General features: G+C 72.1%; 12 protein-coding genes. 11 read left to right on the top strand and 1 reads right to left on the bottom strand.

From position 1 onward, the window contains the following. Both VF746_24910 and VF746_24905 read left to right on the top strand, forming a co-directional pair. The coding region (locus tag VF746_24910) for a hypothetical protein (GenBank protein ID HEX8695679.1) at window positions 1-181 on the top strand (181 nt) is incomplete at its 5' end. Next, window positions 172-1,428 carry a hypothetical protein gene (locus tag VF746_24905; protein ID HEX8695678.1) on the top strand — a complete coding sequence of 419 codons (1,257 nt, stop codon included), beginning with the start codon at window positions 172-174 and terminating at the stop codon, window positions 1,426-1,428. The genes VF746_24910 and VF746_24905, both read left to right, overlap by 10 nt. Window positions 1,429-1,577: 149 nt before the next feature. Here the strand turns inward: VF746_24905 and VF746_24900 are convergent, their stop codons facing one another. After that, the gene (locus VF746_24900; protein ID HEX8695677.1) at window positions 1,578-1,847 is read right to left on the bottom strand and encodes a hypothetical protein; all 270 of its coding nucleotides are present in this window, start codon (window positions 1,845-1,847) and stop codon (window positions 1,578-1,580) included. A gap of 248 nt (window positions 1,848-2,095) precedes the next feature. On the opposite strand from VF746_24900, the gene VF746_24895 reads away from it, so the two are divergent. The 9 genes from VF746_24895 to VF746_24855 all read left to right on the top strand — a co-directional run bounded on the left by VF746_24895 (window position 2,096) and on the right by VF746_24855 (window position 15,381). Then, window positions 2,096-5,230, top strand: coding sequence for a DEAD/DEAH box helicase (locus VF746_24895; GenBank protein HEX8695676.1), 3,135 nt, complete (start codon window positions 2,096-2,098; stop codon window positions 5,228-5,230). A gap of 293 nt (window positions 5,231-5,523) precedes the next feature. Further along, window positions 5,524-6,447, top strand: a complete 924-nt coding sequence (locus tag VF746_24890; GenBank protein HEX8695675.1) for an SWIM zinc finger family protein — start codon at window positions 5,524-5,526, stop codon at window positions 6,445-6,447. Window positions 6,448-6,986: 539 nt separating this feature from the next. Then, window positions 6,987-10,154 carry an N-6 DNA methylase gene (locus tag VF746_24885; protein HEX8695674.1) on the top strand — a complete coding sequence of 1,056 codons (3,168 nt, stop codon included), beginning with the start codon at window positions 6,987-6,989 and terminating at the stop codon, window positions 10,152-10,154. 215 nt (window positions 10,155-10,369) lie between these two features. Then, window positions 10,370-10,981 carry a hypothetical protein gene (locus tag VF746_24880; GenBank protein ID HEX8695673.1) on the top strand — a complete coding sequence of 204 codons (612 nt, stop codon included), beginning with the start codon at window positions 10,370-10,372 and terminating at the stop codon, window positions 10,979-10,981. Between the two features lie 412 nt (window positions 10,982-11,393). Further along, window positions 11,394-11,720, top strand: a complete 327-nt coding sequence (locus VF746_24875) for a hypothetical protein (protein HEX8695672.1) — start codon at window positions 11,394-11,396, stop codon at window positions 11,718-11,720. 149 nt (window positions 11,721-11,869) lie between these two features. After that, the gene (locus VF746_24870) at window positions 11,870-12,112 is read left to right on the top strand and encodes a hypothetical protein (protein ID HEX8695671.1); all 243 of its coding nucleotides are present in this window, start codon (window positions 11,870-11,872) and stop codon (window positions 12,110-12,112) included. 6 nt (window positions 12,113-12,118) lie between these two features. Then, on the top strand, window positions 12,119-12,862 hold the full coding sequence (locus VF746_24865) for a DUF2071 domain-containing protein (protein ID HEX8695670.1): 744 nt from the start codon (window positions 12,119-12,121) through the stop codon (window positions 12,860-12,862). Window positions 12,863-12,905: 43 nt separating this feature from the next. Further along, complete coding sequence (locus tag VF746_24860; GenBank protein HEX8695669.1) at window positions 12,906-14,195, top strand: amidohydrolase family protein; 1,290 nt, start codon at window positions 12,906-12,908, stop codon at window positions 14,193-14,195. Between the two features lie 172 nt (window positions 14,196-14,367). Then, window positions 14,368-15,381 carry a M23 family metallopeptidase gene (locus VF746_24855; protein HEX8695668.1) on the top strand — a complete coding sequence of 338 codons (1,014 nt, stop codon included), beginning with the start codon at window positions 14,368-14,370 and terminating at the stop codon, window positions 15,379-15,381. The last annotated feature ends 256 nt before the right edge of the window (window positions 15,382-15,637 follow it).

The raw sequence follows: 15,637 nt of genomic DNA, 5'->3' as shown, positions 1-15,637 counted from the left end.
CCCGCCGCTCTTCGACAGCACCTACCTGACCGGCGGCAACGGCCCCCTCACGCTGGGCGCGAGCCGCTACATCGAGTACAACGGCGGCGTGTTCAGCTGGGCGGTCTACGTGGACGGCTGGTCGACGAACCAGTACGGCCGCGAGGGCAACGAGACCGACTACGCCAGCACGTGCTTCTGATCTCCCCAGGCGCCGCCGCGGCGCCCCGCCTCGCCTGGAGCCTGCGCCCCCGGCGCGGGCTCCAGGGCTGCACGCTCGTCGCGCTCGCGCTGTCGGCCGCGTGCGGCACCTCCGACGCGGCGGAGCGGCGTCCGCCCCCCGCCCGGGAGTGGACGGCGCCCGCGGTGATCCCCGGCGGCGCCTTCCTGTCGCCCCGGAACCGGCTGGAGGACGTGGTGGCGGAGCCGGGGGGAGCCGTCCACGCGGTGTTCACCGACACGCGCGGCCCCCTGCGCCGGTGGAACCGGGTGCTGTACGCCCGGCTCGCGGGCGGAGCGTGGAGCGAGCCGGTGCCGCTGGACGACACCCCGGGGCGCTCGCACGCGCCGCGCCTGGCCGCGGACGGCCGGAGGCGGCTGCACGCGCTCTGGTGGGAGGGGCTGGACCCGGAGAGCGGCAGCCGCCTGCTGCACCGCGCCTCGGACGGCGCCGGCTGGGGGCCGGTGGACACGCTCTACCGCGAGGCCGATCCGCGCGGGGTGAGCGACCTGCAGCTGGCGGCGGTGGCGGACGGGAGCGGGCGGCTGCACGTGGTGCACGCGCGGGCGGAGGGCGGACACGGGTACCTGGTGCTGGACGGCGGCCGCTGGCGCGCCGGCCCCGCTCCCGCGCTCGGCGGGGGCTACCTGCGCTGGGACCGGGAGGCGGCGCGTGCGGGGCGGCTGGAGCTGGCCTACGTGGCCGCGGTGGCCTCCGAAGAGGTGCGCACGGCCAACAACGACCTCTGGTTCCGCTCGCTCGGCCGGGCGGGGTGGAGGGAGCCTGCCGCGGTGTACCGGGCGCCCTCGCGCTCCCACGACCCCACCCTCCTCACCGGCGCCGACGGCGTGCGGCACGCCGTCTGGACGGAGAGGACGGTCCGCGGCGCCTCCGAGCGGCTCCTGCACTCGGTCTCGCGCGACGGCGTGCACTGGTCGCCGCCCACCGAGGTCGTCCCCCCCTCGCCCGGGGCCGGCTTCTACGCGCCGCGGCTGGGAGTGGACGGCGAGGGAAGGCTGCACCTGGCCTTCCTCCGCGCCTCTGCGCGCGAGGTGGTCCCCCTGGAGACCCGGCTGGAGGCCGGCCTCTGGACCGCGCCGCGGCCGCTGGCGCCCGGAGCGCCCGCCGGCACGCTGGACCTGGAGCTGGCCGGCGACGGCCGGGGCACGCTGCACGCCCTCTGGAGGGGCGCGGACGGCCGCTACCGCCACTCCCGCCTCGGCGGCTGAGCGCGGTCGCGCCAGCCCTGCGGGAGGAAAAGAAGCCGGGAGCGGCGACCGCTCCCGGCTTCTTTTTCCGCGCCCGGTTCCGCCGCTACGCCGGCCGGGCGAAGCCGAACCTGCCCAGCCGCGAGCGGCCTGGTGTCCTCCGACCGGTCTCAGGGCGCGGTGGGCGTCCCCGCGGTCGTGTCGACGGGTCCGGGGACGGCGGCCGTGTCGACGAGCTGGCCGCCCGCGGTGGGAGGGTTGGTCCCCACGCCGGCGCTGTCCACCGTCCCCGGCCTCAGGCCGGCCGTGTCGGAGGGGAGGGTGGCCGCGTTGGGAGTGTCGACGACGACCGCCTCCCCGGTGTTCTCGCCCTCGTCGCCGCCGCCGCACGCCGCCAGCGCCAGCACCGCGGCCGCGACGAGGATTCTCCTGCCCTTCATCTTCCCTGCCTCCTGTCTCGGGTCTCTCCGCGCCATCCCGCGCGGGTGGCCTGGCGCCCTGCAACAACCGGACGCGAGTGCCCCCAGGCTCGCTGGAGCCACGGAAAGCCTCGCAGACCCCGCGAGGCTTCGACCGCGTATCCGGCGATTCGGTCGTCGCGGGAAGACGACCCCTGTCGGGCAAAACGCACAAAGCGTACATTGCTCCGCATCCATCGCGACCAGCGATCCACCATCGTCGAACCGCCGTGATCGTAGTCCACGCCTGCTGGAGCCCCTTCGCCCTGTACCTGTGGGGAGAGACGTCGTGGGCGCCCGGCCTGCCGAAGGTCGGGCGGGGCCGTGTGGGCCGCGAGAAGGCCCGCCCGCGGCCGCACCCTTTCGCGGCCGAGCACCACGCGCTGCGCGACGCGCTCGGGCGGCTCGGAGGGGTGGACAGGCGCGCCCGGCCGGCCGAGCCGACGCTCCACCTCCCCTCGTTCCACCGCCTCCCGCAGCCTTCGCCGCACGTGCCGCGGCCGGACGACTCCGGCCCCGGCGGCGAGGAGCCCACGGCGACGATGCCGTGGATCGTGCGCGCGGTGGAGCTCCCAAACGACGCGGCGCTCGACTTCCTCCTGGCGCTCCCCACCGCCCCCGTGGAGGGCGTGGTGGCGGCCGACTCGCTGCGCTGGTTCGGCGAGGCGGCCAAGCTGGCCGTGGAGCTGGTGGCGCGCGGCCACGTGCTCCCGGTGCTGGAGCCCCGGGACGTCGGCTGGCTGGCGGCGTGGCGCCCCACGCTCGCCGACGAGGCCGACGCCGAGCGGCTGGCGGCGCTCCGGCGCGCGCTGCCGGGAGTCGCCGGGGCCGCGGAGACACCGGCGGAAGGCGATGACCTGGCCTCGCTCGCGCTGGGCGGGCTGGTGGACGCCTGCGTGCGCCAGGCGCTCCGCGGGCAGAAGCTGATGCCCCCGCGCCGCGGCCGCCGCGCCGCCGGCGAGCAGTGGGCGGCCGCGCTCCTCGGCCGCGACGGCTTCGTGTTCCTGAAGGAGAAAGAGGAGGGCGAGCGGCTGCACGGGGTGCTGGCGGCGTGGTCGCGGCCGCTGGAGCCCGCGCGGCCGGGCGGTCTGCGCACCTGCTTCCGCCTCTCCGCGCCCGCCGAGCCGGCGGAGGAAGGCGAGGCCGGGTCTCCCGCCGCCCGCGCGCCGTCGCCCGAGGGGAGCTGGCGGCTCGACTTCCTCCTCCAGGCCGCGGACGATCCCAGCCTGCTGGTGCCGGCGGACGAGGTGTGGCGCGCGCGCGGGCCGCTCAAGGTGCTCAGGCGCACGCTGGACCACCCGCAGGAGCGGCTGCTGGGCGACCTGGGCCGGGCGCTGCGCCTCTTCCCGCCGCTGGAGCCGGCGCTGCGCGGCGCCCGCCCCACCGGGGCCGGGCTGGACGCCGAGGCCGCCTACCGCTTCCTGCGCGAGGGCGCGCCGCTCCTGGCCCAGGCCGGCTTCGGCGTGCGGGTGCCCGCCTGGTGGGGCCGCCCCTCCGCGCGGCTGGGGCTCAAGCTACGCGCCCGGCCGTCTACCCCCGCGCCGCGCGGCCAGGCGGAGGGGCGCTTCGGGCTGGAGACGCTCTGCGCGTACGACTGGCAGGTCTCCCTCGGCGGCGAATCCCTTTCGGCGGAGGAGTTCCGCGCGCTGGCCCGCGCCAAGGTGCCGCTGGTGCGCTTCCGCGGCGAGTGGGTGGAGCTCCGGCCCGACGAGGTGCAGGCGGCGCTGAAGCTCTTCGAAAAGGGCGCCGCGGGCGAGATGAGCGCGGCCGATCTCCTGCGCCTGGCCATGGGCGCCGACGAGGCCGCGGCCGAGCTCCCCGTGGCGGGCGTCGAGGCGTCCGGCTGGCTGGCCGAGCTGCTGGCCGCGGACGGCGACGCGCGGATCGCCCCGGTGGCGCCGCCGGAGGGGTTCGCGGGGACGCTCCGGCCGTACCAGGAGCGCGGGCTGGCGTGGCTCGCCTTCCTGGACCGCCTGGGGCTGGGAGCCTGCCTGGCCGACGACATGGGGCTGGGGAAGACGGTGCAGCTCCTGGCGCTCCTCCTGGCGCAACCCGTCCACGCGGGCGCGGGGCGGAAGCGGCGCACGCTCCCCACCCTGCTGGTGTGCCCGATGTCGCTGGTGGGGAACTGGCAGCGCGAGGCGGCGCGCTTCGCGCCGGGGCTGGCCGTGCACGTGCACCACGGTGGCGAGCGGCTGAGCGGGCCCGCGCTGCGGGAGGCCGTCCGCGGCGCCGGGCTGGTGATCACCACCTACGCGCTGGCCGCGCGCGACCGCGAGGAGCTGGCGGCGGTGGAGTGGGGGCGCGTGGTGCTCGACGAGGCGCAGAACGTGAAGAACCCGGCCGCACGGCAGACGCAGGCCGTGCGATCCTTGAGCGCGCCGCGCCGCGTGGCGCTCACCGGCACCCCGGTGGAGAACCGCCTGGCGGAGCTGTGGTCGATCCTGGAGTTCCTGAACCCGGGGCTCCTGGGGAGCGCCGCCGACTTCCGCCGCCGCTTCGCCACGCCGATCGAGCGCTACCGCGACCCCGAGCGCGCCGCGGCGCTCAGGCGGCTGACCGGGCCCTTCATCCTGCGCCGGCTCAAGACCGACCGCCGCATCGTGCAGGATCTCCCGGAAAAGATGGAGATGAAGGTCTTCTGCAACCTCACCCGCGAGCAGGCCACGCTCTACCAGGCCACCGTGGACGAGATGATGGAGAAGATCGAGCGGAGCGAGGGGATCGAGCGCCGGGGGCTGGTGCTCTCCACGCTGATGAAGCTCAAGCAGGCGTGCAACCACCCCGCGCAGCTCCTGGGCGACCGCTCGGCGCCGGCCGGGCGCTCGGGGAAGCTGGCGCGGCTGGAGGAGGTGCTGGAAGAGGTGCTGGCCGGGGGCGAGCGCGCGCTGGTCTTCACCCAGTTCGCCGAGATGGGCGAGCTGCTCAAGGAGCGGCTGGAGGAGCGCTTCGCGCGGGAGGTGCCCTTCCTGCACGGCGGCACGTCGCGCGTGGCGCGCGACGCCATGGTGGCGCGCTTCCAGTCGCCCGATGGGCCCGCCGTCCTCCTCCTCTCGCTCAAGGCGGGCGGCACGGGGCTCAACCTCACGGCGGCCAACCACGTGGTGCACTTCGACCGCTGGTGGAACCCGGCGGTGGAAGACCAGGCCACCGACCGCGCCTTCCGCATCGGCCAGCGGAGAAACGTGCAGGTGCGCAAGCTGGTGTGCGCCGGCACCCTGGAGGAGCGCATCGACGAGATGATCGAGGAGAAGAAGCGCCTGGCCGCCAGCGTGCTGGGCGCCGGCGAGGCATGGCTGACCGAGCTCTCCACCGCCGAGCTGCGCCGCGTCGTCGCCCTCTCCGCCGACGCCGTGGCCGAGTGACAAACAGCCAGGGAACAGGGGACAGGGTACAGGGAACAGCCGGCAGTACTACGCAATTGGGCGGTGGTAGATGATTGGCAAAGCCAACGATCATTATCCCGAGCCGACCAGGTGTCATCCCGAGGGGCGCGGTGGCGACCCGAGGGATCTACTCCTTGCGGCTGGTGGCTCGCCTCCGGCGCAGAAATCTCCAACTGAGGGGTTTCTCTGTGTCCTCTGTTCCTCTGTGTGAGACATGCAGTTGCGATTCCGGACCTCGGATGATCGGTGGCGGACGGCATGAGGAGGCGCGCGTGAGCGGCGACTGGTGGAACTGGGAGCACGGCCCCCGGCGGCCGGCCAAGGACGGGATCAAGGCGCGCAGCCAGCGCGGCGACATCGGCGAGAGCTGGTGGTCGAAGCGCTTCCTGGCGGCGCTGCAGGCCGTGGCCGACACCTCGCGGCTCTCGCGTGGGCGGAGCTACGCGCGCAGCGGCCAGGTGATGGGGCTGAAGGTGGAGCCCGGCGCGGTGACGGCGCGGGTGCAGGGCTCGCAGCCCCAGCCGTACGCGGTGCGCATCGCGCTGAAGCCGTTCACCGACGCCGAGTGGGCGCGCGCCGAGGCCGAGCTGGCCGGGCAGGCGCTCTTCCTGGCCGCGCTGCTGGCCGGCGAGATGCCGCGCGACGTGGAGCAGGCGTTCGCGGCCGCCGGGCTCTCGCTCTTCCCTACGAAGCCGGGGGAGCTGAAGAACGACTGCTCGTGCCCGGACTGGGGGAACCCGTGCAAGCACGTAGCGGCCACCTACTACATCCTGGCCGAGGCGTTCGACGCCGACCCTTTCCTGGTGCTCGCCTGGCGCGGCCAGCCGAAGGAGCGGCTCCTGGAGCGCCTGCGCGAGCTGCGTGGCGCGATCCCGGAGCCTGGGCCCGAAGCCGAGCCGGAGCCTGCCTCCACGCCCGCCGCCTCCGCCGCGGCACCGCCCTCCGGCGACTTCTGGCGCGCCGGGCCGGAGCTGGCGGGCCTGCGCTACGCCCCGCGCGCCGCCGAGGTGCCCGACGCCGTTCTCCGGCAGCTCGGCCCCCTCCCACCCGCCGCCGGCGGCGAGCCGGTGGCCGAGGCGCTGGCCGCCGCCTACCGCATCTTCACCGCCGCGGCCGAGCGGCGGGCGTTCGGGGAGGCGGGGGAGAGCGGAGCACGGGAGGAGGAAGCGGCGGAGCCTCGCTCGACCGCCACCTGACCGGTCGGCATGAGACGTCTTCTCCTCCGCTGCGTGGCCGGATTGATCGTGACCGCGGCCGTGGCGTGCACCGGCACGGCGGTGCGCGCTCAGCGGGTGCCGCGCCCCCGCGTGCCCACGGCCGATGCGGGAGGCGCGGATGGTCAAGCGCATCGCCGCCCGCCGAGGCGACCGCGCGAGATCGCCCGCAAGCGCGCAGGGCCTGCCGCTGGAGGAGTCAAATCGCCAGGCTCGCTCCCGAGGGCTCAATGGGGCGGAAAGCGGCGGACGCGTTATTGAGCATGCGGCGCACTGAACTGCAGCCCTTCCAGTGTATGCGGCGGGGTGGAGGCCGGCGGTCTCCGCCCCACGCAGGCTACGCTTGGCGGTCGGCACTACAGAGACTCGGGGTGCACCGGCGACGCTCACGTCCACCGCGCCCGACGACCCCCGGCGGGGAGCAACCCGTCTCCCGCCGTCCTTGCGAATGAACCCATCCGTGCCCAAGATGAGAGGGCCGTCCCTTCTGCCTGCTCGTCCACACCCATAGGAAAGAAGCTGTGTCAGACGCGCACCGCGACGCCCTTCTGCGCTTCGCCAAGGAGATCGAGTCCCTTCCAAACGAGTCGGCAAAGACTCACCGGTTCTATGGACTGATCGGGGAGATGTTCAAGGGCAGCAAGGCCGTGGTCGAGTTGTCTCGCGGCACCGAAAAGCGGGTGCGCATTGCCGCTGCGGCGGGAGACAAGCACGGACGGATCGATACTTATTACGGCAACGTCATCATCGAGTTCGAGACGTCTCTGCAGGCAACCGGTGCCGACGCAGAATATCAGCTCCGCGAGTACACGTCCGGCGTATGGACGGCCGAGGGGGCAACGAGGGTGCTGATCTGTGTCGCCACGGACGGGAAGATTTGGAAGACGTATTCTCCCGTTCGGGTGGTCGGCTCTTCGAAAAAAGTCACGCCAGATCAGGTGAAGCTCGAGCACCTGCGAACCATCGAGCTGACGTCCGCGACCATTGATGAATTCCTTTTCTGGCTTACCGCCTTGCTGTTCCGCAAAGGGCGGCAGCAGCCCACTCCCGACGCGTTCCGCTTCGACTTCGGCGCCCAGAGCGTGGCGTACAGCAGCGCGATCCGCGATCTGAGAGAGGCATGGCGCGTCTCCGGCACCCACTCCGAGAACGAGCTGAAGCTGTCGACGTGGAAGCGATACCTCACTTTCACGTATGGCTCGCTCGACGCTATCGAGCAGCTGCAGGATCTTTTTCTGCGCCACACCTACCTCGCTTCCATCGCGCGGCTTCTCGTCTGGGCGGTGATGTCGCACGGCAAGACGACCCAGCCATTGAGGGAAGTCGCGAATCAAGTATTTGACGGCAGCTATTTCAGGCAGCACGGTATCCGCAACCTCGTCGAGGACGACTTCTTTTCCTGGATCACGGAGGCGGACGTCGCCCCGACGCTCGCGCCGATGTGGGAGCGCCTGCTGGACCAGATTTTAACTTACGACCTGTTGCACATCGGCAACGACATTCTTAAGGGAGTTTACCAGGAATTAGTGGACCCCGCGGAGCGCCACGACCTTGGCGAGTACTACTCGCCCGACTGGTTGTGCGAGGCGATCGTCGAGGAGCTGCTCCCGAAAGCGGGGTTCGTCCGGGTGATAGACCCTACGTGCGGGTCTGGGAGCTTTCTCAGAGCCGCGATCGCGAAACTGCTCGCGAACAACCCCGAGGGTGGCGGTGCATTTCGCCTAAGTGCCATCCTGAGCAGCGTGGTGGGAATCGAGATCCACCCGCTGGCGGTCACCATTGCGCGCGCGACCTACGCACTGGCCCTCGGCCCGCTGCTCCGCGACCTTCGCAGGCCGATCCAGATCCCCGTCTACCTTGCTGACGCGCTGTTTCTACCTGTCGAGGTCATTCAGTTGGAGCTCGGCAGCACGCGGACGTACGAGGTCCGCTTCGGGGAAAAATCCGTCTCGATCCCCGAGAGCTTGGTCCGCAATGCTGATCTTTTCGATCCCGCCATCGACGCGGCGACCGAGGTGGGCGAAGCACTCGCGCGAGGCGAGGCAGAATCGAGCGTGACACTGGCGGCGTACCTGCGCAACGAAGTACCGGCGATCGCGGGGGAGCCGGAGTTGGACCTGATGGTCGAGGCGCTATGGGAGTATGCGCGGAAGCTGGCTAAGCTGATTGAGGCCAGGAAGGACTCGATCTGGTCGTTCGTGGTCCGGAATTCGTACAAACCCGCCATGCTGCGGGAGTCATTCGACGTGTGCGTCGGCAATCCGCCCTGGCTTTCCTACAGGTACATCAAGGACCCCCAGTACCAAGCCGAAGTCAAAAAGCGTGGCGTAGACGAATATCAGATCGCGCCGCGGCAGCAGAAGCTGATGACGCAGATGGAGCTGGCCACCATTTTTCTCGTCCACACGTTGAACGTGTTCGGCAAGAAAGGCGCGAAGCTGGCCTTCGTCGTGCCCCGCAGCGTCCTGACGGCGGACCAGCACGCAAATCTTCGTACGCGGAATTACGTGGCGAAGGCCACCGTCGTTGCGTACTGGGACCTCAAGGGCGTGACGCCGTTGTTCAAAGTCCCCTCCTGCGTGCTGTTCGCCGAGCGCAAGGTGCCTAGCCGCAGCCGCACCTACACCCTGCCGGTAATCGAATGGGAGGGCGTCCTCCGCTCACAGGACCCGAACGTGCAGGAGGCGCGAAGCGCGCTACGCAGGAGGACGAACGAGGCCCGGCTGATCTACCTGGGAGAGCGCACCGCCCTGTCCACTGGCGGCGGTACCACTCATCCGACCAAGTCCAGCTTCTACCGGCGGCAGTTCAGGCAGGGTGCGACGCTGGTTCCGCGCAACTGCTACTTTGTCGCGATCCCGGAACTCGACGGAAAGCCGGACTTCGACAGGCTGTACTGGGCTGAGACCGAGCCGGAGCAGGCGGTACTCGCCAAAGCGCCGTGGAGAGGTTTCATGATGAGCGGCGAGGTTGAAGGCCGCTACATCTACCGCGCCGTCATGTCGAAGCACGTTGTTCCGTTTTACGTGCTGGAGCCGGATATCGTCGTCCTGCCGATTCTCATGTCGGGGGACTCGTTGCAGCTGCTGGAAGCCGGCGAACTCAAGGCCCGGGGCGACCGGAAGTTCGCCGCGTGGATGACGAAGGTCGAAAAACACTGGAAAAAGGTGCGTGGCAAAAAGTCCGAGGCCACGGTCACCGAATGGCTGAACTACCAGAACAAGCTGACGAACCAGGGATCGCGGGGAGAGGCTCTCGTCCTGTACAATGCGTCGGGCACCAACGTATCGGCGGCCTCGCTGGACTCCCACGCGCACGATGGACGGCTCGTGATCGACCACAAGCTCTACTGGGCGCCCTGCGACTCTCGTGACGAGGCGGACTATCTAGCCGCGGTGCTCAACTCCGAGACCGTGAATGAGGCGATCAAACCGTTTCAGTCTACCGGGCTCTTGGGCGAGCGGGACATTCACAAGAAGGTGCTGGACTTCCCGATCCCCAAGTTCGATCCAAAGAGACCCGCGCATTCCGAGCTCGCGAAGTGGGCAAGTGAGGCGAGTGAGCGAGTTGCGCAGGCGGCCAAGGGAGCGGACTTCCCAGCGTCGCTGGCGGCCCGCCGCAAGGCAGTCCGGCAAGCGATAGGCCCTATCTCCGCCCGAATCGAGGCCGGCGTGAAGAAGCTGTTCTGAGCCGGATCCCGGGCGGCGGGATTCGCGGGTGGACCGGCTCGCAGCACGACCTCCGTCCCTCGCCTGCCGTCGCGGAGTGGCGGGGGCAGCTTCGCTTGAGCTGATTGAACTCCGACCGGATACATGGCGGCACCCAGTCGCCGGGATTAACTTGGACGGGAAGTGAACCCGGCCTCCCGGCCGGGCGATGCGATCCACCCGCAGGAGAACCCCTTATGCGCAAGCGCGTCCTGACTCCCGTCCTGCTCTGCGCCGCCCTGGCCGCGTGCAGCGGCGACGGCACCGGACCGGGCGGCGGCGAGCTCACCCGGGCCGAGGCCGAGGCGATCAACCGCGCGATCCTGGCGCTCGGCTCGGGCGTGGCCCAGGGCGGCACCTCGCAGGCGCAGGCCTCCCGCGCCGCGGCCGCCGCTCCCAACAGCTTCACCTACGACTTCAACACCACGGCGCCGTGCAAGCCGAGCGGCTCGGTGGCGCTGGCGGGGCACATGTCGGGGAGCTTCGACGACCAGGCGCAGACCGCGCAGCTGCAGGCCGACGTGGCGGTCCGCCACCAGGCGTGCGAGGTGCCCACCGACGACGGCGGCACCATCCGGCTCACGGGCGACCCCAGGATCGACGTGGGGCTGAACGCCGCGTCGAACGCGGGCGGGGTCACCGCGCTCCGGGTCACCGAGCGGGGCGCCTTCACCTGGGCCAAGGGCGCCGGCAGCTCGGGGCGCTGCACCGTCGACGTGACCGCCGAGCTGGTCGCGGGGACGCAGAACGTCCACGTCTTCGGGTCCTTCTGCGGCTTCACGTTCGACGAGGTGGGCCCGATCTCCTGACCCGCCGCAATTCCGCCGCGAACCACGACGCCCCGCCCGGCACCACGCCGGGCGGGGCTCTGCGTTGGGGGCGAATCCACCGGGCGGGAAGCCAGGGGATGCGCGCCGCGTGGCCGGGGGCAAGGCCTGCCACCGCAACCACGGCACGGGAGCCGGCACGGTGTAACGATGATCGGCATCGTGCTGTTACAGATCTTTCCGGCACCCGGCGCGCCCGGCACGCGCAACTCGAATCTCCCCAACGGATTCCCCTCCGGAGTGCCGCGGGAACCGCGCTTGCCGACGGGACGCGCAATGGTGGGATGCTCGTGTCGGTCGGGTCGGGACGGTGCTTGACCGGGCGAGGAACGGCGGCAACTATCCCCATCGTCTCAAGTCACGCACCGAGGGCATCCCACGCGAGGAGGGCGGCATGCGCAAGCTGCGGCTGGAGGTGGAGGCGCTGGTGGTGGAGTCGTTCGCGACGGACGCCGACGCGCGCGGAGCGGGGACGGTGCGCGGCGCCGCGGACGCGTTCTACGCGCCCGTCACGCGCACCGACTGCCCCGAGTGCACCGGGCAGCCGATCGAGACGTGCACCTGCGAGTGCCCGCCGCCGCCGACCCCGGGGTGCCCGCCCCCGCCGCCCAGCGACACCTGCCCGCCGCCGTACACCCAGGCCGACACCTGCTGCAACGTCACCTACGGCCCGTGCACCTGCGAGCCGATCGAGACGTGCACCTGCGGCGCCGTCGGCTGAGCCGGTAAGCTTCGGCGGATGGAAGACGGGAGGCGGAGACGAGGGCGAAATCGTCTCCGCCTCTTCCGGATCGCGGAAAAGCGTGGCGCGCGCGGGCGGCGGCCGGTATCTTCGGCGGACTTCCCACCTTCCACCCGAGGACTCCGACCATGCACCTGCGCACCGCGCCGGCCCTCGCCGCCGCGCTCCTGCTGGCCGCCTGCGGCCCGGGCGGGGGCGACACCGCCGCTCCCGCCGACTCCGCCGCCGCCGCGGCCCCGCCCACGATCGACGCCCCGGGCCGCGTGGACGACGTGTCCCGCGCCCGCGTCGACAGCGCCAACGCCGCCATCCAGGCGCGCGAGAGCCAGGTGGACGAGCTCTCCCGCGAAGCGTCCGGGCAGGGGAACTGAAGCCCCGTGTCCACCCTGGCCGCCGCGCCGCCGGAGGCGCCCGCCGCGCGCTTCCTCACCGCCGAGTGGCGCACGCTGGTGATGCTCAACTACGCCGTCGACCCCGCGGTGCTGCGGCCGCACGTGCCGCGCGGCACCGAGCTGGACGCGTGGAACGGCACCACCTTCGTGAGCGTGGTGGGCTTCCTCTTCCTCGGCACGCGGTTGCTGGGGGTGCCGGTGCCCCTCCACCGCGACTTCGAGGAGGTGAACCTGCGTTTCTACACGGGGCGCCGGGGGCCCGAGGGGTGGCGGCGCGGGGTGACGTTCATCCGGGAGATCGTGCCGCGGGTCGCGATCGCGACGATCGCCCGCGCGATCTACAACGAGCCGTACGTGGCCCTGCCGATGCGCCACCGCGTGGACGTGGGCGGGGGGCACGCGCAGTACGGGTGGCGGCACCGCGGCCGGTGGTGCTCGGTGCGCGCGCGGTTCGGGGGCGAGCCGCGGCCGCTCGAGCCCGGCTCCGAGGCCGAGTTCATCACCGAGCACTACTGGGGCTACACCGCGCAGCGCGACGGCGGCACGGTGGAGTACCGCGTGGAGCACCCCCCGTGGCGCGTGTGGGAGGCCGCCGAGGCCGCGCTGGACTGCGACGCCGTGGCGCTCTACGGACCCGCCTTCGCCGAGGCGCTGGCCGGGCCGCCGGCTTCCGCCTTCGTCGCCGAGGGCTCGCCCGTCGTGGTGCGCCGCGCCCGCCGCATCGCGTAGGCTGGTCGGCTCCGTTCCTCGTTCCCTTTTTGATCCACGACCGATGCGACTGCTCCTCCGCCTCCTGACCGCCGCCCTGCTCGTCCCCGCCGCCGCGGCCGCGCAGACGCCGGCGTCCGCCACGCGGTACCTGCTGCGCCCGGCGCGCGTGTTCGACGGCGTCAGCGCCCAGCCGCACGAGGGGTGGGCGGTGCTGGTGGAGGGCGAGCGGATCGCGGCCGCGGGGCCCGCGGCGGGGATCGCGGCGGCGGGGGCGCGCGTGGTCGACCTCCCGAACACCACGCTGATGCCGGGGATGATCGAGGGGCACTCGCACCTGCTCCTCCACCCCTACAACGAGACGTCGTGGGACGACCAGGTGCTGCGCGAGGCGCTGGCGCTCCGGGTGGCACGGGCGGTGGCGCACGCGCGGGCCACGCTGCTGGCGGGCTTCACCACCGCGCGCGACCTGGGAACGGAGGGCGCGGCCTACGCAGACGTGGGGATCAAGCAGGCGATCGAGCAGGGGATCGTCCCCGGCCCGCGGCTGATCGTCACCACGCGGGCGATGGTGGCCACGGGGGCGTACGGGCCGCGCGGGGGGATGGCGCCCGAGTGGGAGGACGCGCCGGTGGGGGCCGAGGAGGCGAGCGGGCTGGAAGGCGTGGCGCGGGTGGCCCGCTCGCAGATCGGCCGCGGGGCGGACTGGATCAAGGTGTACGCCGACTACCGCTGGGGCGCGGGCGAGCCGTCGCGCGCCACCTTCACGCAGGAGGAGCTGCGGCGCATCGTCGAGGTGGCCCGCGACGCCGGCCGCCCCGTGGTCGCGCACGCGGGGACGGCGGAGGGGATGCGCCGCGCGGTGCTGGCCGGGGTGGAAACGGTCGAGCACGGCGACGGCGGCACCCCCGAGGTGTTCCGGCTGATGCGCGAGCGCGGCGTGGCGCTCTGCCCCACGCTGGCGGCCACCGAGGCGATCCGGCAGTACCGCGGCTGGCGCAAGGGGCAGGACCCCGAGCCGCCGCAGGTGCAGGAGAAGCGGCGGAGCTTCCGCGCGGCGCTGGACGCCGGCGTCGCCATCTGCATGGGCGGCGACGTGGGCGTCTACCCGCACGGCGACAACGCGCGCGAGATGGAGCTGATGGTGGACTACGGGATGACGCCCGCCCGGGTGCTGATCGCCGCCACGTCGGGCAACGCGCGCATCTTCCACTTGGAGGAGCGCCTGGGCTCCATCCGCCCCGGCCTCCTGGCCGATCTCGTGGCCGTCGAGGGCGACCCCACGCGCGACATCTCCGCCGTGCGCCGGGTGCGCTTCGTGATGAAGGGTGGGGTAGTGTACCGGGAGCAGTAGACCCGCCGGAGCCGGGGGAAGCGCCTGCGTACGGTGTGCTTCGTAGCCGTACCCGAACGCGAAGCTTCCCCTCCGGGCCGCCGCGTACTATCTTGTTCACTCCCCCACACCACGGTCGAACGTCCTGACCCGTTCCGGGCCCGTTCCCCGCCCGGACCGCATTTCCTTTCCCATGCGCAAGTACAGCCTCCTCGAGCGGACTCCGTTCATGCCCGCGCTCACCGTCGCGGCCGTCGCCGTGCTGGCGCTGGGCGTGTTCGCGGCGTGGGCCGACGCGGGGCCGGCGGAAGCGGGCGGCGTGCCCGCCGCGCTGCCGGCCGTGCACGCCATCCCCGTCACCACCGACACCCTGCTGCTCGGCGGCTACGCCAGCGGGAGCTTCGCGCAGGCGCTCACCGTGCTGGCGAGCGACCTGTCGCCCTCGGAGCGCGAGATGATCGGGCGGCACCTGGACAAGATGTACCTTCCCCTCCTGCAGGGGCGGGCGCTCAAGGGCGGCGGGCGGCTGCGGCTGGCGTACGAGCGCACCATGCGCCCCGACGGCTCCACGCGCTCCATCCAGGTGCTGGCGGCGCAGGCGGCGGTGGGCGGCAGCATGTACACCGTCTTCCTCTACGACCAGGGCGAGAAGCCGGGCTACTACGACGACTGGGGCCGCTCGCTGGACCCGGTGCCGTGGACGGGGCCGCTGCCGTCCCTGCGCGTGACCAGCCCGTTCCGCATGGACCGCATGCACCCGATCCTGCGCCGCATCCTCCCGCACACGGGGGTGGACCTGGCGGCCGGGTACGGCACCCCCGTGCGCGCCGCCGCCGACGGGAGCGTCTCCTACGCGGCGGTGAAGGGCGGCTACGGCAACCTGGTGGAGGTCCGCCACCCGAACGGCTACGCCACCCGCTACGCGCACCTGTCGTCGATCGCGCACGGCGTCTACAACGGCGTGCCCGTGCGCCAGGGCGACGTGATCGGCTACGTGGGCTCCACGGGGCTGGCCACGGGGCCGCACCTGCACTACGAGGTGCGCCGCAAGGGCGTCCCCGTGGACCCGATGTCGTTCCAGCCCACCGCCACCAGCTCCGCCGACGTCGGCTACGACCCCGTCTGGCGCCGCGAGCGCACCGCGCTGGGCCGCATCCTCGCCCGCGCACCCTCGCTCACCACCGGGGGCACCACGGTCCTGAACTGACGGGTGATCGGGAGATTGGGAGAAACGAAGACGCGGGGCCGGCGCGAAGCCGGTCCCGCGTCGTCTCTCTTTCCTGGATCTGATCTGATGATCAATGGGTGCTTGCCGTCATTCTGAGGCCCAGACCGTGTGAAAACCTCCGCGACTGGGAGTTGCGACGGTTTTCAAGAAGAGCGAGACGCGAAATTCGGGGTGAGCGGCCTGAGCAGCGTCTCAGATGCGTCTGGAGGGAGAACCCGCTCCTCTGGAGCCTTGA

It is taken from the genome of Longimicrobium sp. (assembly GCA_036389795.1).
In the GTDB taxonomy this organism is placed as follows: Bacteria; Gemmatimonadota; Gemmatimonadetes; order Longimicrobiales; family Longimicrobiaceae; genus Longimicrobium.
This window is presented reverse-complemented; position numbering and strand designations above follow the sequence as displayed.

Coding starts and splice junctions, on each gene's coding strand:
- VF746_24860 (HEX8695669.1), top strand. CDS start 12,906: ATGCGACTGCTCCTCCGCCTCCTGACCGCCGCCCTGCTCGTCCCCGCC.
- VF746_24870 (HEX8695671.1), top strand. CDS start 11,870: ATGCACCTGCGCACCGCGCCGGCCCTCGCCGCCGCGCTCCTGCTGGCC.
- VF746_24880 (HEX8695673.1), top strand. CDS start 10,370: ATGCGCAAGCGCGTCCTGACTCCCGTCCTGCTCTGCGCCGCCCTGGCC.
- VF746_24875 (HEX8695672.1), top strand. CDS start 11,394: ATGCGCAAGCTGCGGCTGGAGGTGGAGGCGCTGGTGGTGGAGTCGTTC.
- VF746_24900 (HEX8695677.1), bottom strand. CDS start 1,847: ATGAAGGGCAGGAGAATCCTCGTCGCGGCCGCGGTGCTGGCGCTGGCG.
- VF746_24855 (HEX8695668.1), top strand. CDS start 14,368: ATGCGCAAGTACAGCCTCCTCGAGCGGACTCCGTTCATGCCCGCGCTC.